The 19,382-nt window shown below is 72.9% G+C and carries 17 protein-coding genes; 11 read left to right on the forward strand and 6 right to left on the reverse strand.

The genetic code is table 11. The features are described from left to right. Nucleotides 1-163: 163 nt before the first annotated feature. The 3 genes from ACIBCM_RS06010 (at nucleotide 164) to ACIBCM_RS06020 (ending at nucleotide 2,788) form a co-directional block, all read left to right on the forward strand. Complete coding sequence (locus ACIBCM_RS06010; protein WP_399240679.1) at nucleotides 164-898, forward strand: amidase; 735 nt, start codon at nucleotides 164-166, stop codon at nucleotides 896-898. Further along, nucleotides 786-1,628, forward strand: a complete 843-nt coding sequence (locus ACIBCM_RS06015) for an amidase family protein (RefSeq protein WP_399240800.1) — start codon at nucleotides 786-788, stop codon at nucleotides 1,626-1,628. Before ACIBCM_RS06010 ends, ACIBCM_RS06015 begins: the two co-directional genes overlap by 113 nt. Before the next feature lie 119 nt (nucleotides 1,629-1,747). Next, nucleotides 1,748-2,788 (forward strand): NAD(P)-dependent alcohol dehydrogenase, encoded by a 1,041-nt coding sequence (locus ACIBCM_RS06020; RefSeq protein WP_399240681.1) that lies wholly within the window; start codon nucleotides 1,748-1,750, stop codon nucleotides 2,786-2,788. A 235-nt stretch (nucleotides 2,789-3,023) separates the two neighbouring features. Here ACIBCM_RS06020 and ACIBCM_RS06025 read toward each other — a convergent pair whose 3' ends face one another. Then, nucleotides 3,024-3,845 (reverse strand): polysaccharide deacetylase family protein, encoded by an 822-nt coding sequence (locus ACIBCM_RS06025; protein WP_399240683.1) that lies wholly within the window; start codon nucleotides 3,843-3,845, stop codon nucleotides 3,024-3,026. 211 nt (nucleotides 3,846-4,056) lie between these two features. Next, complete coding sequence (locus ACIBCM_RS06030) at nucleotides 4,057-4,584, reverse strand: GbsR/MarR family transcriptional regulator (protein WP_399240685.1); 528 nt, start codon at nucleotides 4,582-4,584, stop codon at nucleotides 4,057-4,059. A gap of 118 nt (nucleotides 4,585-4,702) precedes the next feature. Here ACIBCM_RS06030 and ACIBCM_RS06035 point away from each other — a divergent pair, with 118 nt between their 5' ends. The 3 genes from ACIBCM_RS06035 (at nucleotide 4,703) to ACIBCM_RS06045 (ending at nucleotide 9,818) form a co-directional block, all read left to right on the forward strand. After that, the gene (locus ACIBCM_RS06035) at nucleotides 4,703-6,376 is read left to right on the forward strand and encodes a DUF885 domain-containing protein (RefSeq protein ID WP_399240686.1); all 1,674 of its coding nucleotides are present in this window, start codon (nucleotides 4,703-4,705) and stop codon (nucleotides 6,374-6,376) included. Between the two features lie 471 nt (nucleotides 6,377-6,847). Then, nucleotides 6,848-8,314: an MFS transporter gene (locus tag ACIBCM_RS06040; RefSeq protein WP_399240688.1), complete on the forward strand. Its 1,467-nt coding sequence runs from the start codon at nucleotides 6,848-6,850 to the stop codon at nucleotides 8,312-8,314. Between the two features lie 151 nt (nucleotides 8,315-8,465). Next, nucleotides 8,466-9,818, forward strand: a complete 1,353-nt coding sequence (locus ACIBCM_RS06045; protein WP_399240690.1) for an alpha/beta hydrolase-fold protein — start codon at nucleotides 8,466-8,468, stop codon at nucleotides 9,816-9,818. Between the two features lie 144 nt (nucleotides 9,819-9,962). Here the strand turns inward: ACIBCM_RS06045 and ACIBCM_RS06050 are convergent, their stop codons facing one another. Then, the gene (locus ACIBCM_RS06050; protein ID WP_399240692.1) at nucleotides 9,963-10,502 is read right to left on the reverse strand and encodes a TetR/AcrR family transcriptional regulator; all 540 of its coding nucleotides are present in this window, start codon (nucleotides 10,500-10,502) and stop codon (nucleotides 9,963-9,965) included. After that, nucleotides 10,495-10,914: a hypothetical protein gene (locus ACIBCM_RS06055; protein ID WP_399240694.1), complete on the reverse strand. Its 420-nt coding sequence runs from the start codon at nucleotides 10,912-10,914 to the stop codon at nucleotides 10,495-10,497. Before ACIBCM_RS06055 ends, ACIBCM_RS06050 begins: the two co-directional genes overlap by 8 nt. Nucleotides 10,915-11,077: 163 nt before the next feature. Here ACIBCM_RS06055 and ACIBCM_RS06060 point away from each other — a divergent pair, with 163 nt between their 5' ends. Beyond that, a complete protein-coding gene (locus ACIBCM_RS06060) occupies nucleotides 11,078-13,459 on the forward strand; it encodes an NACHT domain-containing protein (RefSeq protein ID WP_399240696.1) in 2,382 nt (793 codons plus the stop codon). A gap of 76 nt (nucleotides 13,460-13,535) precedes the next feature. Here ACIBCM_RS06060 and ACIBCM_RS06065 read toward each other — a convergent pair whose 3' ends face one another. Beyond that, the gene (locus ACIBCM_RS06065) at nucleotides 13,536-14,084 is read right to left on the reverse strand and encodes a DUF1062 domain-containing protein (RefSeq protein WP_399240698.1); all 549 of its coding nucleotides are present in this window, start codon (nucleotides 14,082-14,084) and stop codon (nucleotides 13,536-13,538) included. 53 nt (nucleotides 14,085-14,137) lie between these two features. On the opposite strand from ACIBCM_RS06065, the gene ACIBCM_RS06070 reads away from it, so the two are divergent. The 4 genes from ACIBCM_RS06070 to ACIBCM_RS06085 all read left to right on the forward strand — a co-directional run bounded on the left by ACIBCM_RS06070 (nucleotide 14,138) and on the right by ACIBCM_RS06085 (nucleotide 17,685). Next, complete coding sequence (locus tag ACIBCM_RS06070) at nucleotides 14,138-15,154, forward strand: acyl-CoA dehydrogenase family protein (protein WP_399240700.1); 1,017 nt, start codon at nucleotides 14,138-14,140, stop codon at nucleotides 15,152-15,154. Nucleotides 15,155-15,299: 145 nt separating this feature from the next. After that, nucleotides 15,300-16,052, forward strand: a complete 753-nt coding sequence (locus ACIBCM_RS06075) for an ABC transporter permease (protein ID WP_399240702.1) — start codon at nucleotides 15,300-15,302, stop codon at nucleotides 16,050-16,052. Further along, nucleotides 16,049-16,723, forward strand: coding sequence for an ABC transporter permease (locus tag ACIBCM_RS06080; RefSeq protein WP_399240704.1), 675 nt, complete (start codon nucleotides 16,049-16,051; stop codon nucleotides 16,721-16,723). Before ACIBCM_RS06075 ends, ACIBCM_RS06080 begins: the two co-directional genes overlap by 4 nt. Beyond that, nucleotides 16,720-17,685: an ABC transporter substrate-binding protein gene (locus tag ACIBCM_RS06085; protein WP_399240706.1), complete on the forward strand. Its 966-nt coding sequence runs from the start codon at nucleotides 16,720-16,722 to the stop codon at nucleotides 17,683-17,685. Before ACIBCM_RS06080 ends, ACIBCM_RS06085 begins: the two co-directional genes overlap by 4 nt. A 78-nt stretch (nucleotides 17,686-17,763) precedes the next feature. On the opposite strand, the gene ACIBCM_RS06090 is transcribed toward ACIBCM_RS06085, so the two are convergent. Beyond that, the gene (locus ACIBCM_RS06090; RefSeq protein ID WP_399240801.1) at nucleotides 17,764-19,161 is read right to left on the reverse strand and encodes a hypothetical protein; all 1,398 of its coding nucleotides are present in this window, start codon (nucleotides 19,159-19,161) and stop codon (nucleotides 17,764-17,766) included. Nucleotides 19,162-19,382 lie beyond the last annotated feature (221 nt).

Genomic DNA, 19,382 nt, shown 5'->3' on the forward strand with positions numbered 1-19,382 from the left:
TGTTGAGCCGGCGCGCTGCGTCACGGTCCCCCGGAGACGGCGTTCCTTCGGAGGATGCCGTCCCCGGAGGCGGTCGCGCCGTCGGCCGTGAGCGCGTGGGCATTGACAGACGGGCAGAAGGATGTGAATAGTCGTTCGGGGCTACGGGAGAGGGGTGTCGGGGATGGCGGAGAAGCTCGCCCGGGGGATCCATGAGAGCACCAACGGCGATCCGCTGGGCTCGCTCACCGGATGCGCACAGGTCATTCGTACCGGCGCGGCCTCCCCGCTCGATATCGTCCGGGAGGCTCTGGCGCGTATCGAAGCCGGGGACGGAGCGCTCAACTCCCTGGTGACGGTGAACGACCGTGCGGAGGCGGAGGCGCAAACGGTCACCGAGGAGATCCGCCGTGGACGGCTGCGCGGCCCCCTGCACGGTGTGCCCGTCGTCGTCAAGGACGTCATCGACACCGCCGGTCTGCGGACCACCACGGGCTCCGCGGCCTTCACCGGCCACATCCCCGAGGAGGACGCCGAGGTGGTGCGCCGGCTGAAGGAGGCGGGCGCGGTGATCGTGGCCAAGGCCAACACCGACACCTTCGCCGCGCACGCGACCGGCACGATGTCCTTCGGCGGACCGGTGCGCAACCCGGCCGACCCCTCGCGGATCACCGGCGGTTCCAGCAGCGGGACCGCGGCGGCCCTGGCCGCGGGGTTCTGCGTCGCCGGTATCGGCACCGACACCGGGGGCTCGATCCGCATCCTCCGCCCTGTGCGGAGTCGTCGGGATGAAGCCGACGTACGGTCTGGTCAGCAGCCGCGGCCTCTACCCCCTGGCACCGACGCTCGACCATGTGGGCCCGATGTCCCGGACCGTGGAGGACAACGCCCTCGTACTGAACGTGATCGCGGGCCATGACAGCGGCGATCCGGTGTCCGTGGAGCGTCCGGGCGAGGACTACACCCGCCTCCTCGGCCGCGGGGTGCGCGGCGGCGGGGTGGCGGTGCTGTCGGGCGGCGCCTACGACGAGACGGATCCGGCGGTGCGCGAGGCGGTCGCCGCGGTGGCGGCCGCGCTCACGGCCGAGGGCGCGCTTGTGTCGTATCCCGACCCGTCGCCGGTGGACGGAGTGCTGGACCACTTCTACGCGATCGTCGCCGCAGAGGTCTCGGCCACCCACGAACAGCAACTCGCCCGGATGCCCGCGGTCTACCAGCCCGCGGTGCGCACCGGACTGCGGGCCTACGGATCCATGCCCCACGACGGGTACGAGGCCGCGCTCGGGGAGCGCGTCCGTATCCGGGCCGCCTACGTCCGGCTCCTCGCCGGTGCGGATGTGCTGCTCTGCCCGACGGTCCCGGTCCTCGCGCCGCCGCGGGACGCGCGGGCCGTCGCCCTCGGCGGAGCCGATATGCCGGTCGGCTCCGCCCTGATCCGTTTCACCGGCCAGCACAATCTCACCGGACTGCCGTGTCTGACCGTGCCGTTCCCCGTCCGTTCCGGAGGGCTTCCGGTGGGCGTCCAGCTCATCGGGAGGCCGTTCGACGAAGCCACGCTGTACCGCTACGGACGTGCGGTCGAACGCGTGCTCACCCCGCCGGGCGGTGACGGGGGACCCCCGATGGCCGCCCACCAGGGGCGGACGTAGTCTCGGTCAAAGGAACCCAGGCGGCGGCCGATTCAGCCGCCGACGGCTTTGCCCACCTTCCTGACCGGCGACGACGCCCTTGTGCACCTCGCCGGCCGGGGCGCACAGGGAGAACGGCCATGAAGGCACTGCAGTACCGTACGGTCGGCTCGGCTCCGGAGCTCGTCGACATCCCCGCCCCCGAGCCGGGGCCCGGTCAGATCCTTCTGAAGGTCACGGCGGCCGGGGTGTGCCACTCCGACATCGCGGTGATGTCGATGCCCGCCGAGCGGCTTCCGTTTCCGCTGCCGCTCACCCTCGGGCACGAGGGCGCGGGAACCGTCGCCGCGCTGGGCGCCGGTGTCACCGGTGTGGCCGTCGGCGACGCGGTCGTGGTGTACGGCCCCTGGGGCTGCGGTGCCTGCCCGGTCTGCGCCTCGGGCCGGGAGAACTACTGCCCGCACGCGGCCCGGCTCGGCATCCGCCCGCCCGGACTCGGCTCACCCGGCGCCATGGCCCAGTACCTGCTCGTCGACGACATCCGCCATCTGGTGCCCATCGGCGATCTGGACCCGGTGGCCGCCGTACCGCTGACCGACGCCGGACTGACCCCGTACCACGCGGTCCGGCGCGCCCTGCCGAAACTGGTACCCGGCTCCACCGCCGTCGTCATCGGCACGGGCGGACTCGGCCACCTCGCCATCCAGCTGCTCAGGGCCCTCACCCCCGCCCGTGTGGTGGCCCTCGACATCTCCGGGGACAAACTGGAACTGGCCCGGCGCGTGGGCGCGCACGAGGCGTTCCTGTCGGAGGCCGGGGTCGCGGCGCGGGTGCGGGAGTCGACCGGCGGCCTCGGCGCGCAGGCCGTCTTCGACTTCGTCGGAGTGGACGCCACCGGCGCCTCGGCGGTCGCGATGGCCGCCATGGACGCCGACGTCCAGCTCGTCGGCCTCGGCGGCGGCGCCATCCGCGTCGGCTTCGCCCAGGTCCCGTACGGGATGTCGGTCACCGCGCCCTACTGGGGCAGCCGCACCGAACTGGCAGAGGTCATCGCGCTCGCCCGCTCGGGAGTGCTGTCCGTGCACACGGAGACCTACACCCTCGACGACGCCCCGCTCGCCTACGAGCGGCTCCACGCGGGCAGGATCAACGGCCGCGCCGTCATCCTCCCCAACGGCTGACCCCGCCGGCCGCCGGGCCCCGGCCACGGCGGGCCCCGGGCCGCCAGGACAACCGGAGGCCCGGGGCGTTGCCCCTCTCCGTCACACGTGCCTGTGTCCCGGTGTCATATGCCGGCAGCGCCGCCGGCCCGCTCCGGCCCGGCCGGGTCCCGGACACACCGCTCGCCTCGCGGGCAGCCGGCGCGGACGGGCACCCGTGGCCGCCGTACGGGAACGGCCGCGGGCCCCCGGGGACCTACGGGCACATGGTGCTGTGGAACACATAACCCCGCGCCTTCAGCGTCGTGATGATCCCGGGCAGCGCGGCCACCGTCTGACTGCGGTCGCCGCCCCCGTCGTGGAGCAGCACGGTCGATCCGGGCCGGACTCCGTTCAGCACCCGGTTCTCGATCGTCCGGGTGCCCGGCCGGGCCCAGTCCTGGGGGTCGACGGTCCACAGCCGCAGCTTCTTGCCGAGTGCCGCCGCCCGTGCCTTCACGGTGCCGTCGTACGCGCCGTACGGAGGCCGGAGACAGCGGGGGGTGTAGCCGGTCCGGGCCCTTATCGCGCGGTCGGTCCCCGTGATCTCGCTCCGGAACCGGGCCGCGGAGACCCGGGTGAGCCGGGGGTGCGACCAGGTGTGGTTCTGCACGGAGTGGCCCTGGAGATGAATCCGGCGGGTGATCTCCGGATACGCCTTCACCTGGGCGCCGGTCACGAAGAAGGTCGCCCGGACCCCATGGGCGGCGAGCAGTTTGAGGATCTGCTCGGTGTACGTGGCCTTGGGGCCGTCGTCGAAGGTCAGATAGACGACCTTCGCGGGTGCCGCGGCCGGAACCGGTTGTGAGGAGGCGGGCGGGGCCGAGGGCCGGGTGACCCGCGGGGCGGTGGGCGGCGCGGATCCCGTGGTGGCCGCGGGGACGGGCGGCGCGGTGCCCGTGGTCGCCCCGGCGGCGGGCGGTATGGGGCGGCGGGGGGCCTCGGCCCGTGCCGTGGTGTCCACCGCGGTGAGCGGGGCCACGGCCAGACTCATGGCCAGGACGGACAGCTGGAGCTTCCGGAGCGATCGCGAGCGCATGAAGAGCCTTCCGCACGAAGTGACGTGGCCATTTGGCTGCGGCAACCGGCCCTGGTCAAGAGCCTGTTCACGTCTTGAGCGGAAAATTCCCCGGATGGAGACATTCCATCGCGGAGGGGTCAACTGTCCTTTACCGAACGGGAGTTGACCACCGGGAGCTTCGGGAGCTTCGGGAGCTTCGGGAGGCGGTGGGGCTCGTGAGGCTGCCCCGTTACTCCGGCACCCCGGGGCCCGGCGTGTCCGACGGCTGGTAGATCGCGTCGGGGCCGTGGGTGGAGCGCCACTCCTCGTAGCGGGTGACCAGTCGGGGGATCTCCGCCCACAGGAAGGCGTAGAGATTGCGCATCTCGCGGAGCTTGGCGCGCGCGTGGTCGCCGAGGTCGTCCCCGTCGAGGCGGCGGTCGATCGCGACGACGACCTCGGAGATATAGCGCTCGCCGTCCCGGTAGACGCCGACCCACGCGTTGTCCGCCAGGCTGAACAGATCGCGCCGGGTCTCCGGGGAGACCGTCCGCTGTGCCAGTCCGAGGCGGATGAGCATCCTGCCCATGGTGGAGACCGTGGCCGGGCTGGCATCCAGCCGGGCGACCAGCTCCTTGCTCGACAGATGGGGCTCCTCGGTGATCACGAGCAGTCCCAGCATCCGGCCCGCCATACGCGGCACCTGTCCGGTGAAGAGCTCGGCCAGTTCGTCGGCGAACTCCAGCTCGTACTGCGCCTTTCGATCCACATGGGCCATAGGGGAAGATTAGCAGCGAACAACGTTCACTAAAAATTGAATGACTATCTCTCTTGACCAAATATCGCTCACTCTTCAATAATCTCGGCATCGCAGATGTCGGACACCGGGAGCGACCGTGGTTCAGCGGCACCAGCAGGCAGAGCTTGACGATCTGGCCGGGGAGTACTTCGCCGGGGAGATGGCGTACGACCCCTTCGCGGCCTCCTTGCTGGGGGTCACCGGGTATGCCCATCAGGTGCCCGACCCCTCGCGGGAGGCGGCCGAGAAGCACCGTTCCCGGCTGCGGGCACTCGGAGAACGGCTGGCCGCCCTGCCCTCCGGAGGGCTGACGGGCGAGGCACGGATCAGCCACCGGGTCCTCACGGCGCTCATCCGCGGCGGCGAGGACGAGATCCGGTACGCGCTCGACGATGTCGCCGTCTCCGCCGGTGTCACCTCACCGCAGGCCCAGGTGCTCCAGGCGCTGGCGATGACTCCGGTGGACGAGGAGGGCCCGGCGGCCTTCCTGGACCGTCTGGCCGCGCTGCCCGGCTACTTCGACGCGACCCTCGACCGGTATCTGTCGGCCGCGGGCCAGGGCCGGTGGCCGGTCCGCAGCGGGGTCGAGAGCGCGATCGCGCAGCTGGACGACTACCTCGCCGGTGAACTCCCGGCGGATCCCCTGGTGCGACCCGTGCGGGGACACCAGGCCGAGGAGCGCGCCCGTGCCCTGGTCGGCGATGCGGTCCGGCCGGCGCTGGCCCGGTTCCGGGAAGGGCTCGCCTCCGGTCTGCTGGAGCACGCCAGGCCGGACGGTCATGTCGGCGTCTGTCATGTGCCCGGCGGTGCGGAGGGGTACGCGGACGCGCTCGCCCGGCACACCCGGCCCGGTCTGGGAGCGGAGGAGATCCACCGGATCGGACTGGAGGCCGTGGCGGCGCTGCGGGAGGAGTTCGCCGAGCTGGGCGGCCGGGTCCTCGGTGCCGCGACGGCCGACGAGGCACTGGCCGCGCTGCGGGAGGACCCCTCCCTGCGCTTCGGCACCTCGGCCGAGATCGTCGCGCTCGTCGAGGACGCCCTGGAGCGGGCCCGGGAGGCCGTGCCCGGCTGGTTCCGTACGTATGAGATCGCCGGCTGCGTGACACGGGAGGTCGATCCGCTGGAGGCGGAGACCGCGCCCCTGGCGTACTACCAGCCCCCGGGCCCCGGGGACCGGCCGGGCACGCACTGGATCAACACCCTCCGTCCCGGGACCCGGTTCCGGTATGAGTACGAGGCACTCGCCTTCCACGAGAGCATCCCCGGCCACCATCTGCAGATCGCCCTGGCCCAGACGCTGACCGAGCTGCCGCCGTTCCGCCGCAAGGCGGTCCGGATGACCGCGCATGTGGAGGGCTGGGGGCTCTACACCGAGCGCCTGGCGGACGAGATGGGGCTCTACAGCTCGGACATCGCCCGGTTCGGGATGCTGTCGCTGGACGCGGTCCGTGCCTGCCGGCTGGTCGTCGACACGGGCATGCACCATCTGGGCTGGTCCCGGGAGAAGGCCGTCGCCTATATGCGGGACAACACCGCGACCACCGAGGCGAACGTCCGCAACGAGATCGACCGCTATATCGCCTGGCCGGGCCAGGCCACCGCGTATCTGATCGGCCGCCGCGAGATCCTCCGTCAGCGCGAGCGCGCCCGCCGGGAACTCGGCGCCCGCTTCGACATCAAAGACTTCCACCACGAGGTCATCGGACACGGCAATCTGCCCCTGGCCGTTCTCGACGACCTCGTCACCGACTGGATCGCGACGGCCGGGTAGGGCGCCGGACCGGCGAAGGCACCCGGCGGCCGGGCCTCGCCCGGCCCCTGGGGCCCACCCGGCACCTCCCGGTGTCCGGGACCGGGTACGGCCCCGACGGCCGACCCCGTACCCCGGTGGCCGCGACCCGTACCCCCGGCGGCCCGGCCCGGCCCGGCCCGGCCCCGGCCCCGGCTCCCGCGGAGACGCGAACCCGCGGGCGGGTGGGCCCGGCCCCGCCGTCACCGGTCCCGAGCGCCCCTGCGGCCGTGCCCGTACGGACCCGGCGGTGAGCGCACAGTCCGCTCCCACCCGGGCCGCTCCGTCCGCCGTGGTCAGCACCCCTGAGCACCCGTCACCTCACCGTCTCCGGCGTACCCGCCCCGCCGCACCGCCCCGCGGTCGGCAGGAACACGGGCGCGGCACCACCCCGCCCCGCCCGGCCGGCAGTTCACCCATCCGCACCACCCACACCCCTTCCGCGGAGGACCCATGTCCGAGAGATCCTCGACAGACAAGGCCGTACCGACCCGGTCCAACCCCGCGGTCATCGGCCTGATCGGGCTGCTGACGGTCGTCATCGGCGCCCTGGAGAGCATGACGATTCCCGTCCTGCCCCTCCTGGGAGCCGATCTGTCCCTCAGTACGGCCCAGTCGGCGCTGATCCCGAGCACCCTCGTCATCGCCGGCGCCCTGGCCACCCCGGTGGTGGGCTCCCTCGCCGACCGCTACGGAGGCCGGGTCCTCCTGCTGGGCGTGGGCGGCGTCGTGGTCGCCGGCGCCGCCCTCTCCGCGCTGGCCGGCACCTTCCCGCTGCTGGTCGCCGGGCAGGCGCTCCAGGGCGTCGGCGCGGCCTTCGTACCGCTGGGTCTCGTTCTCATGAGGGAACGATTCGCCGTGGAGAAGCGCACCGTCGCCGTCGGTCTCATCGCCGGACTGTTCACCCTCGGCGGCGGCACCGGTGTGATCACGGCGGGCCCGATCGCCGAGAATCTGTCCTGGCGGTGGATGTTCGCGCTGCCCGCACTCCTCATCGCCGTGGTCACCCTGGCCGCCGCCTGGGTGCTCCCCGCCTCCGGGCCCCGGTCCGGCGCGGCGTCCGGGAAGGTCGACTGGGCGGGCGGTGCCCTGCTGGCCGCCACCCTGTTCTCCCTGATGCTCGCCCTCACCGAACTGCCCTCCGAGGGCTGGTCGTCCCCGAAGGTGCTGTCGCTCCTCGCCGCCGCACCGGTCCTCGGAACGGTATGGGTGCTGGTGGAACGCCGGGTGAGCGCCCCCTTCGTCGACGTCACGATGCTGAAGCGCCCGGTGATAATCGGCACTACCCTCGTCGCCGTCGTGCTCGGCATGGGGTACGCCGTCGCGTACCTGGCGATCCCCCAACTGGTCGTCATGCCGAGGGAAACGGGCTTCGGACTCGGGGGAACCGTCTCCGACGTCGGTCTCTATCTGTTCCCCGGTGCCGCCGTCGCGGCCCTCGCCGGTCCGCTGGCCGGTGTCGCGGGCCGCCGCTTCGGTACCCGCGCGGTGCTGACCGGCGGGCTGGTGATCGCCGCGGCCGGCTCCCTCTTCGGCGCCTGGGCGCACGACTCGGCGTGGCAGCTGATCCTGCTCTTCGTCCTCCTCGGCATCGGCGTGGGCGTCGGGCTCACCGCCCTCTACAACGGGATCCTGGACTCCGTGGGCCCGGACGGCGCCGGAGCCGCGACCGGACTGAACACGGTGGCGCGCTCCATCGGCCTCTCCCTCGGTTTCCAGGTCTCCGCCGCGGTCGTCTCCCGCTCCTCGCAGGGCTCTCCGGTGCCGGTGCCGACGGAGGCGGGCTACACCGACAGCTTCCTCGTCGCCGCCGCCATCACCGCCCTCGCCGTGCTGTGCGCCTGGGGCGTCCCGGGCCGCCGGAGGGCCGCCCCGCCGGCGGTGGCCGACACCGACCGGACACCGACCGTCCCGGTCTGAGCGGCCCCGCCCGCCCCCGGCGGTGCCGGCGACCCCGGCACCGCCCCACCGCCCCCGACCCCGGAGCGCCCACCACCGGTCCGACCCCGGAGCTCCGCCCCACCGACGACACCAGAGCACCGCACACCACCATCAGCAGAAAGGGACGTCCATGACCGTGGACACCTCAGTCACCGGCAGCCGGGCCGGCCGGCTCCTCGGCGCGATCGCCTCGGGCGAGGACGGAGCCCTCCGGGCGCTCGAAGACGCGCTCACCGAGTCCGGCGGCCCCCTGCTCGACCCGCTCCCCGGCGGAGGCCGTCTCGTCACCTTCGTCCACCTCGGACCCGCCGGGCATGTCGAGATCGCCTCGCAGCTCACCATGGACGCCGAGGGCAGATCCGCCTCCATGCAACGGATCGCGGGCACCGACGTCTGGCATCTGTCCGTGCCGGTCGCCGACGACCGGATCTCGGTCGTCTACGGCTTCTCCGTCGACAACCGGTACGCCCTGCTGCCGCTCACCGAGATCATGGAGCTGATGCAGAACGGCAAGTACCCGGACATGCTGGAGGAGATGACCCGCGCGGCGCGCGCGGACCCGTTCAACCCCGAGCGGATCATCTCGGGTGCCTCCTCCATGAGCCCGCGTTCCGGGAAGGTCACCTACGACTCCGTACTGACGCTGCCCGGCGCGGCCACCGGGACATGGTTCGGACCGAGCAGCGCCCCCGGCGCGCTCACCGAGCACCGGGTACCGTCCGGGGTGTTCGGCGACGAGCGGACCGTCACCGTCCAGACACCCGTCGGATACGAGCCCGGGCGCGGGGGCTACCCGCTGGTGATGCTGCTCGACGGCGAGTTCCATGTGGACCACTACCCGGCCGTCGTCGACAATCTCATCGAGGCCGGGGCCATCCCGCCGACCGTCGTCGCCTACGTCCACAACAAGGACGAGGAGTCGCGGATGGTCGAGATGTGCTGCAACCCCGATCTCGTCCGGCAGTACGGCGACGAGCTGCTGCCCTGGCTGCGCTCGGAGTTCGGCGCGGGCGAGGACCCGTCCCGTACGGCCGTCTCCGGCTGTAGCTACGGCGGGCTCGGCTCCGCGTGGCTGGCGTACAACCGGCCCGGGCTCTTCGGCCTCGTCCTGTCCCTCTCCGGCTCGTTCTGGTGGGGCCAGAAGGAGATCTTCGGCGCCGAGGACGGCCCGTACGCGATGGGCCGCGACGGCGAACCCCAGTGGCTGGCCCGGCAGTTCGCCGCGGGGCCGAGGTCGGCGACCCGGTTCTGGATCGCCGCCGGGACCCTGGAGACCCAGCCCCTGCCCGGCGGCATCACCCTGCTGGGCGCCAACCGGCATCTGCGCGACGTACTGACCGCCAAGGGGTGCGACATCGGTTACGACGAGTTCCCCGGCGCGCATGAACAGGCGGGCTGGCGGCGGACGTTCGCCGACGGGCTGCGCCATCTGCTGGGCGGTGACCCCGGGGGCGGCCGGACACCCGGCGGCACCGGAGAATGAGCGGGCCCACGGTGTCCCCGGCGTACCGCCCGGCGTTCCCCGGTGTGCGGTGACCGCGAGGGCTCCGGCTGTCCGAGTCGGCGGCGGCGCGTCCGGTGGGCCGGACGCGCCCGCCGTCCATCAGCTCCCGCGCCGGTCCGGCGGTCACTCGTCCCGGGCGTGGTGACGGGTCTTGGCGGCGGACTCGAAGGCCGTGCAGCCGACCTCCCAGGCGGTGTCCAGATCCGCGCCCGGCGGGAACCGGCCGTCGAGTTCCAGCATCACCATCCCGTGTGCGAACGCCCAGGTCGCACGGGCGACGTCGGGGTCTCCGTGCACCGCCCGGAACAGCGGGGCCGCGGCCCGTTCCTCCAGGCCCTCGGGGAGGGCGTGGCGGGGGAGGGGCTGCGCCGCGGTGAGCCGGTACATATGCGGATGGCTCACCGCGTGGGTGCGGTACGCGCGGGCCAGATGGAGCAGCCCCGGCTGGGCCGACTCCGCCGCCTCCAGATGTTCGGCGGTCTCGGCCATGCCGACGACGATCAGCGCGGTCTCGACGGCGGCCTTGTCGGGGAAGTGCTTGTAGAGCGAGGGTGCCCGGATCCCGACCCGGTCGGCGATGGCCCGCATGGACATCGCCTCGGCGCCGTCCCGTTCCAGGATCTCCAGCGCCGCGGACACGATCTGCTCGGCGCGGTCAGCCACGGCGCAGCATCTGTGCGATGACGATGCGGGTTTCCCAGGCGAGGGCGGCGGTGAAGAGGGGCGGCCAGATGATGGGGCCGAAGGCGTAGAAGACCATGACGGCGAGGGGGATCCAGCCGTTGCGGGCGATGCGTGCGGCGATGCTGTGGGTGCCGGTGGTGCGGGTGATGAGGTCGGGGGCGAGGAAGAAGAGGACGGCGGCGGTGGTGGTGGGCAGTCCGTACTTGGCGGACTCGAAGATCGCGAAAGCGGTGAGCAGGACGGCGAGGGTGCCCCATCCCCAGACCCGCCCGAGCGGACGCGCGCCCTTGCCGGGCGTGGCCCCGCCCGTCGTGCCGTCCGTACCTCCGCCGCTGGCGGCGCCGTCCGCGCCGTCGGCCATCCGGAGTGTTCCGATGGTGTGAACGCTCATCGCAGTCTCCCGTCCTCTCGGTGGCTAACGTTGTTAGCCGCTGAGGAAGACTATAGGGCTAACGGTGTTAGCCGTCCAGGGGGTTCAGGAAAAAGAGACCCGCGGATGCTCGCCGTCGCGCCGGGCGGGGCCGGTTGCCGGTCCGCGTCGGCCGGGTCACAGTATGAAGACAACACCCTCCGTCGCCACCGCGACCGGCACCATGGTCGCCATGGTGCGCAGGGGGCGCGGGGGGACCGCGATCGGTGTTGTCGTCAGTGCAGTCGTCGTGGTGGCGGGCGGGGCTCTGACCTGGTGGATGCTCCCGCAGGTGAAGGTCTCCGAGGCCGACTCGGCCGGAGTCCTCTCCTTCGGAGTCGGTGTGATCGGTACGGTGGCCGGGGTCTGGGGGCTCAATGTCGCCCTGCGGACCGGCCGGGAGCAGCGGACCCCCGACATGATCGCGGAGGTCCTGACCCGGTCGGTCCTGCGGCTGGAGGGCGCCGAGTACCGGCAGTTGCTGGGCGGCGGGCGTTCAGCGCTCAACGGCCGTATCGATCTGCCCTTCCGGGTGGTCGCCGCGCCGGGCGTCGAGGGCGTGGACCCCGGCGGCACCCTGGAGGGCGTGGGGGACTTCTTTCTGCGGCTGCGGCCCGGGCGCCTGGTGATCACGGGCACCGCCGCGCCCGCGGCCGGCCACCAGGAGGACGCGGGCACGGGCAAGACGGTGCTGGCGCTCGCCCTGGCGCTCCAGCTCGCCGAACGCTGGGAGCCGGGTGCGCGGGTCCCGGTGCGGCTGACCGCCGCGACCTGGCCGGGCGGCCGGCTGTCCCGGTGGCTGGAGGAGCACCTCGTCGACGTCTACCGGCTGCCCCGGCGCGACGCGCACGCGCTCGTGGAGAGCAATCGGCTGCTGCCGGTCATCGACGGACTGGACGAACTCGATCCCGCCCTTCCGAGTCCCGGGGACTCCCGCGCCGCCGAGCTGATGCGCGAGGTCGAGCGCTATGAACTGGGCGGCGGGCGGGCGCCGGTCGTGATGACCTGCCGCGGCTGGGCGTACGCGGCGCTGGCCGACGCGGAGGCGCAGCCCCAGATCACGGCGCATGTGGCCCTGGACCGGGTCGACGGGGCGCGGGCGCGCCGCTATCTGGAGGCCAGGGTCGGCTACTCGGCACGCAACCGGGCACGCTGGCAGCCCGTGCTCGACGCCCTCGACCCGCCGCCGGGCTCCCCACCGGGAACCGCCGATCCCGAGGTACGGCGGGCGCTGAGCACGCCCTGGCGGCTGACACTCGCAGCCGTCGTGTATGAGGAACGCGCCACCGGTGCCGGTGCCGGTGCCTTCCGCCGCCGGCCGCAGGATCTCCTCGCACTCGCCGGGACCGGAGCGCTCTACACCTATCTGCTGGACCACTATGTGACGGCGGCCGTGCACAGCGGCCGCGCCGACGAGAACGAGTCCGAGGCCGAACGGGAGGCCCGTACCAGGGAGTACGGGACCGAGCGGCTGCCCCGCCTCGACCCCCGCTCCACCTGGCGGTACCTGGCCGTGCTCGCCGGCTATCTGCACGCCAACACCGCCGGCTCCCGCCATCGCGCGGGCCGCTCGCTGTCCGGGGTCGACCTCGTCCTGCACGAGCTGTGGCCGCTGGCGCCGAGGTCGCGCGTGGTCGGCGGCGCCCTCACGGCCGCTCTGGTCATCGGCCAACTGGCCGCCGTCCTCGCGGTGATGGGCCGGGTGTACGGCGAGCCGGACCCCGGACGGCCGGTCGTCGTGACGGGCTTCGTGGTCCTGGCCGGGCTCGGTGCCCTCGGCAGGGGCTGGCCGGTGCCGCTCCAGCTGGAGCTCCGGTCCCTGCGCACCTGGGCCGAGCGCTTCCGGGCCCTGGCCAAGGTGGTGGTGGCCACGGCCACGGGCGCGGGTCTCGGCGGCCTCGGCGGGGTGGTCGCCTTTCTGCTCATCGGGGCATGGATGGGATTCCTGCTCGCGGTCGCCGCTCTGCTGGACGTGTTGACCGGCGGGGACGGGGGCAGCGGGGCCCGGATGTTCGGACAGCTCTTCTCGAGCATTCTGGTGACCGGAGCGGTGCTGGGGCTTCTGGTGGGGTTGGTGGCCGGCGTGGCGAACGTGCTGCTGCGGCCGAGGAGCGAGCCGACGGGCGACCCGCGCACCATCGTCCGTACGGACGCGCTGAGTGCTCTCGGAGTCGCGCTGGCGACCGTGACGGCGGCCGTACTGATTCTCGGTCTCACTGCGCATATGGCGGTCGACCTGGGGAACATCCCCGGACGCGGCCCGGCCCGGCCGATGGTGCTGGGCGGTGTTCTGGGGCTCGCCTCGGTCGCCCTCGCCCTGGCTCTCGGCCGCTCGGGCGCGGTGACCGTACGGTATCTGGCCTTCCTCCTCTGTACGCGGGGCCTGCTGCCCTGGCGGCTGAGCCGCTTCCTGTACGTCTGCTACCGGCTGGGGCTGCTGCGTGTCGCAGGTATCGGCTACCAGTTCCGCCACCGGGAACTCCAGCAGCACCTGGCCGCCCGGCCCCAGGCCCCGCCGGGCCCCTGACTCCCCGTTGCCCGGGGGCCCGCCCGGCGGATCGGCCGGGCGGGCCCCCGGTCCAAGGCGCTGAAACCGGAAGGGCTCAGCGCTTGAGCGTGAAGGTGAAGCCGCCGGAGAGCCGGCCGCTCAGCCGTACCGCCGACACGATTTTCCCGTGGGCGATCAGTCTCCCGAACTCGGCCCGTGAGAGACCGCAGCCCTCGGCGATCAGTCGCACCGGCCGGACGGGGATCCGCGCCGCGAAGCGGACCGAGACGTCGATCACCTCCCGGTCCAGATGATCCGAACCGCCCGTGTCCAGGCGCCAGGCGTCGTCCCAGTCGAGGGCGATGCGATTGCGGCGCAGCAGGGCCGGATCCTGGAGCAGTTCGGCCGTCAGGCCGGGGTCGTTGCCGTGGAGCCGGTCCAGCAGCTCGGATGGTACGGAGCGCACATTCACCCGCTCCAGGACCGTGAGCTTCACGGTGTCCCCGCACGAGGTACAGAGCACGAGGAGCCAGGCGTCGAGGAGCTTGTGGTGGGCGTTGACGCGGAATTTGCCGCTTGCGCGGAAGCGCTCGGACGCGCACGCGTGGCAGCGGCGGCGGACGAGCGGAAGGCAGGTGGGCATGACCACCCAGACGTTGAGCACAGAAGTACACCGGTTTCAGTGAGAAGTCCGCAGCAGAAAGCAGCGCGGCGCAGATGCGCGACGCGCGACCGATCAGCACTCGGGATGTCTCAGGCGGTGTACAACGGCGTGCCCTTCACCGGACGACGGGGTTCCGCAGCACGATAGGGGAACACAGCGGCGCGGCTCCAGCGATTTTCGCGAGCCCCCACGGTCTATGCGCCGTTGCGGCGCGAGCCCAGGATCATCAGAGCCTTGGTGCCGATCACCTTGCCGTTGCGGCGCATCGTGTCGGTACGACCCTCGGCGCCTACTGCCTCTCCGAGGCCCACGCGGGATCCGACCCCTCGGCCCTGCGCGCCCGGGCCACCGCGGCACCGGACGGATGGCGGGCCACCGGCAGCAAGAGCTGGATCACCCACGGCGGCTGGGCGGACCACTACACCACGTTCCTGCGCACCGGCGACGACCCCCGCGGCGGGATCTCCTGCTTCCACATCGACGGCCGGTCTCCCGGGCTCTCACCGGGCGCGCCGGAGCGCAAGATGGGCCTGCGCAGTTCGGCGACGACGACCATGCACTACGACGACGTCCCCATCGGCGCCGACCGGCTGATCGGCCGCCCCGGCCAGGGCCTCGGCATCGCCCTGACCGCGCTGGACGCGGGGCGTCTCGGCATCGCCGCCGTCGCGGTCGGCATCGCGCAGTCCGCCCTCGACTACGCGGTTCGCTACGCCTGCGAGCGCGAGACCTTCGGCACCCGGATCATGGACCACCAGGGAGTCGGCTTTCTGCTGGCCGACATGGCCGCCGCCACCGAGGCCGCCCGCGCGACCTATCTCACCGCCGCCCGGCGCAAGGACGCGGGACAGGACTACAGCAGGCAGGCCAGCATCGCCAAGCTCGTGGCCACCGACACCGCGATGTCCGTCACCACCCAGGCCGTCCAGGTCCTCGGCGGAGCGGGCTATGTGCGCGACCATCCCGTCGAACGCCATATGCGCGAGGCCAAGGTGACCCAGATCTTCGAGGGCACCAACCAGATCCAGCGCCTGGTCATCAGCCGTCATCTCGCCCGTACCGCACGCTGAGCCGCGCCGGCCCCGCTCACCCGTCCTCCGCCGGGGCACCCGTGGGACCCGCCCGGGGCCCCTTCCGCCCGTCCGGCGAACGAGCACTCACCCGGACGGGTGAGCACCGCGCGCGCGACCCCATCCCCCGGGCTCCAATTGCGGGATGACGGCGACCCCCGACGACTGCCTCGCACGCAATGAGTGGATCTGCGGTGAGTACCTCTCCACCCGCCGCGAGATCCTCTGGGACGCCGTCCTCCAGCATCTCCAGATCACCGTCGTCGCGGTGTTCCTGGGGCTGGTCACAGCCGTCCCCCTCGCCGTCGCCGCCCGTCGCTGGCGATGGTCCGCGGGGCCGGTGCTGGGCGTGACGACGATCCTCTACACGATCCCCTCGCTGGCGATGTTCTCGCTGCTGCTGCCGGTGTACGGGCTGTCCGCGTCGCTCGTCGTCGCGGGTCTGGTCCTCTACTCGCTGACCCTGCTTGTACGGAACATTCTCGCCGGGCTGCGCGCGGTCCCCGAGGAGACCCGGCAGGCCGCGCGGGGCATGGGGTACGGCCCCGTACGGCTGCTGCTCACCGTCGAACTGCCGCTCGCGCTCCCCGCGGCGATGGCGGGGCTGCGGATCGCCACCGTCTCGGCCGTCTCCCTCGTCACCATCGGGGCGATCGTGGGATACGGCGGTCTGGGCAACCTCATCTACTCGGGCATGAACACCTACTTCAAGGCCCAGGTGCTCACCGCGTCCGTGCTCTGTGTGGTCATCGCCATCGCCGCGGACGTCCTGCTGCTGCTGGTGCAGCGGTTCGCCACTCCTTGGACGAGGGGGACCAGGGCGACGAGACAGACCAGGGCGACCAGGGGGACCAAGGGGACCAGGGCCACCAAGGCGACGAGGGGAGCCAACGCGTGAACACCCTCTCCGACGCCTGGAGCTGGCTGACCAGCGCGGCGAACTGGTCCGGCGACAACGGCGTCTGGAACCGGCTCGGCGAGCATCTGTTCCTCACGGCGGTGTGCCTCGGCCTGAGCTGTCTGGTCGCGCTGCCCGTCGCGCTCGTCCTCGGGCACCTCGGCCGGGGCGGCGCGCTCGCCGTCAACATCTCCAACGCCGGCCGCGCGGTCCCCACCTTCGCGGTTCTCGTACTGCTGCTGCTCAGCCCCCTCGGCGACCACGGCTCCTGGCCGACGATCGTCGCCCTGGTGCTGTTCGCCGTCCCGCCGCTGCTCACCAACGCCTACGTCGGGATGCGGGGGGTCGACCAGGACGTCGTACGGGCCGCGCGGGGCATGGGGATGACGGGCCCGCAGGTGATGTTCGGCGTGGAGATCCCGCTCGCCGCGCCGCTGATCCTCACAGGGGTGCGGATCGCCGCCGTACAACTGGTCGCCACCGCGACGATCGCCGCGCTCGCCGGGGGCGGAGGGCTCGGCCGGATCATCACCGCCGGGTTCAATCTGGCCTCGACGCCCCAGGTCGTCGCGGGCGCGGTCCTGGTGGCAGCCTTCGCGCTGCTCGTGGAGGGACTGTTCGAGCTTGTGCGGTGGCTCGCGCCCAACCGGTCGCCGGGGAGCGGCCGATGAGGGCCCGGCGCGCTCGGGGCACGAGGGCCACGGGCGCCCTGACGGCGGCGGCCGCCCTGGCGGCGCTGACGTCCTGCGCCACCGGGCCTTCCTTGGAGAACCAGGGCGCGGTCACAGCGCCGCCCGGCGACAGCAGACATCTGACGATCGGTTCGGCGGGCTTCACAGAGTCCGATCTGCTCGCCCAGATGTACGCCCTCCTCCTGGACCGTGCCGGATACGGTACGGAGATCCTCTCGGTCACCAACCGGGAGATCTACGAACCAGCCCTGGAGGACGGCCAGATCGATGTGGTCCCCGAGTACGCGGCGACCTTCGCGGACTGGCTGAACGCCAAGGCCAACGGCCCGAAGGCGCCCCCCGTCGGCTCGCCCGACCTCACCACGACGATGACCGCGCTGCGACGGCTCGCCGCACCACGCGGGCTGACCGTGTTCGATCCGGGCCGGGCCGTCGACCAGAACGCCTTCGCCGTCAGCCGCCGGTACGCCGAACGGCACCACCTGAGGACGCTCAGCGACCTGGGCCGCGCGGGGCTGCCCGTGCGGCTCGCAGCGGGCGACGAGTGCGTCCAGCGGCCGTACTGCGAGCCGGGGCTGAGGAAGACGTACGGCATCGACATCACCGCCGTCGACCCCAAGGGCGTCGGCACCACCCAGGCGAAGCAGGCCGTCCAGAACGGACAGGACCAGATGGTGCTGACGACGACCACGGACGCCACGCTCGACCAGTTCGGTCTGGTGCTCCTCGCGGACGACAGACACCTTCAGAACGCGGACTACATCGTCCCCGTCGTCAACCGGGCCCGGGCCGGGGGAGACGGGGTCACCCGGGCGCTGGCCCGGCTCAACACCGTACTGACGACCGCCGATCTGGCGTCGCTGAACAGAAAAGTCGACAGCTGGCGCCGGCTCCCGCGGGACGTCGCGAGGGAGTATCTGGAGTCGAAGAACCTGCTCTGAGACCCGTCCCCCGCCCGAGGAGCCCGGACGGTGCCTCGAATCGGTTGGGCTCACCCCGGCCGGAGGGTGACCACAGGCTCAGGCCGGGCGCAGAGCCTTCAGCCGTCGCTCCAGGACCCGCAGCGCTCCGTGCTGCCGCCCCGGGACACGCCGGCGCAGCGTCATGAGCCGAGGGGCCAGTTCGCGTGCCCCGGCCGCGTCGTGGATCTGCTCCCACTGGTGGTGGGCCCGGTCCACCGCGGCCTCGACATCGGGGTCGTCGGCCGGCTGCCGCCGGGTCAGCCGGGCGTCGGCCGCGGACATCCACAAGGTGCAGCTGAGCGCCGGTTGCCGTGCCAGCCGCGCCAGATCGGCCCGGACCTCCAGCCAGTGGATCGCCTGGAGGGAGCCGGGACCGTGCGCCCGCGACTCCCGCCGTTCCCAGGCGGCGGCGGTGGCCGCGGCCTCCCGGTGCCTTCCCGCCCGGGCGGCGGCGAGGATCGCGGGATGGGGGTCCTGGGCGGACGGTCGTCGTGGCGGTCCGTCCGGCCGCGGCGCGGGCGGTGGCCCGTCCTCGGGGGGTGCCTCCCGCCCGGCGGCCGCCACGGCTTCCGGCGGAGGTCCGGGCGCGTATCCGTCCGGCAGTACGATCCCGTCCACGACGGCGCCGGATACGGGGAGGGGCGCGGCCCCGTCCACGGGCGCGGCCCCGTCCACGGGCGCGGCCCCGTCCACGGGCGCGGCCCCGTCCACGGGCGCGGGCCGCTCGGCCGGAGCCGCCACTCCCACCGAGCCGGGGCCGGACGTCACTTCTCCCGGCGCCGTCCCGGCGGCCGGCGGGACCCACGACGGCGTCAGCAGCAGCGCGCCCTCCGTCTCCGTCCGCGCCGCCGCCTGCTCGTGCAGCGCCGCCGGATCCGGCCGGGCGCCGCTGCGCCAGATCGACGCACAGGAGCGGAGGTACTCCGGTGCCGGCGTCTCCCGGCGGTCGGCCACGGGCACGACCCGGCCGTACAGCCGGACCGCCGGTCCGAACCCGAGTCCTTCCCGGGCCACCCGCCGCCAGGCGTCCGCCCCGGCCACCAGATCGACGACCACGGTGGTCGTACCGGGGCGCCGGACGGCCAGTTCGGAGACCAGCCAGTGCCAGGGCAGCGCGGTGTAGCGCAGGGTGGCCGCCGTCGTACGGGCGAGCGCCAGATGCGGCAGGCGCTGCTTGCGGTCGAGCTGCACCTGCCCGGCGAGATAGAGGAACAGCGGCCCCTCGGCCGTCGCCGCCGCCCGGACCCGGGTCAGCACCGTCTGCGGATCGAGGGGATCGGCGAGTTCGACGACCGTGGCCGCAGGGGTGCCCGTCAGCGCGCTCGGCGGCACCGCGGCGAGCGCGGACAGCACCGGACTGGCGTCGATCAGGCGCCCTCTGCCGACCGGCGCCGCCGCGATGAGCAGCGCGGTTCCCGGCGCCCGTGTGTCCACTCCGGAGCTCAGCACACTCAGCACCGTAGCCGACGAGGCCGGCGCAGGCGTCCCGTACGACGTTCCGGCGCGGGTCCCGTCGGAGTTCGCGTGCGGTCCCGGGCCACCTGTGTCCCAGAGGTCCCGTGGTTCACCACCGGCTCTCCGGTGAGGAGCAGTCGAGATGGTCGGGACACCACGGGCGGGCGGAGAGAACCGCGAGAATCCAGGGTCCGTGCGGGCCCGGTGGCGCGCGTGCCTAC

The sequence above is a fragment of the Streptomyces sp. NPDC051018 genome, from assembly GCF_044456085.1.
GTDB lineage: Bacteria > Actinomycetota > Actinomycetes > Streptomycetales > Streptomycetaceae > Streptomyces.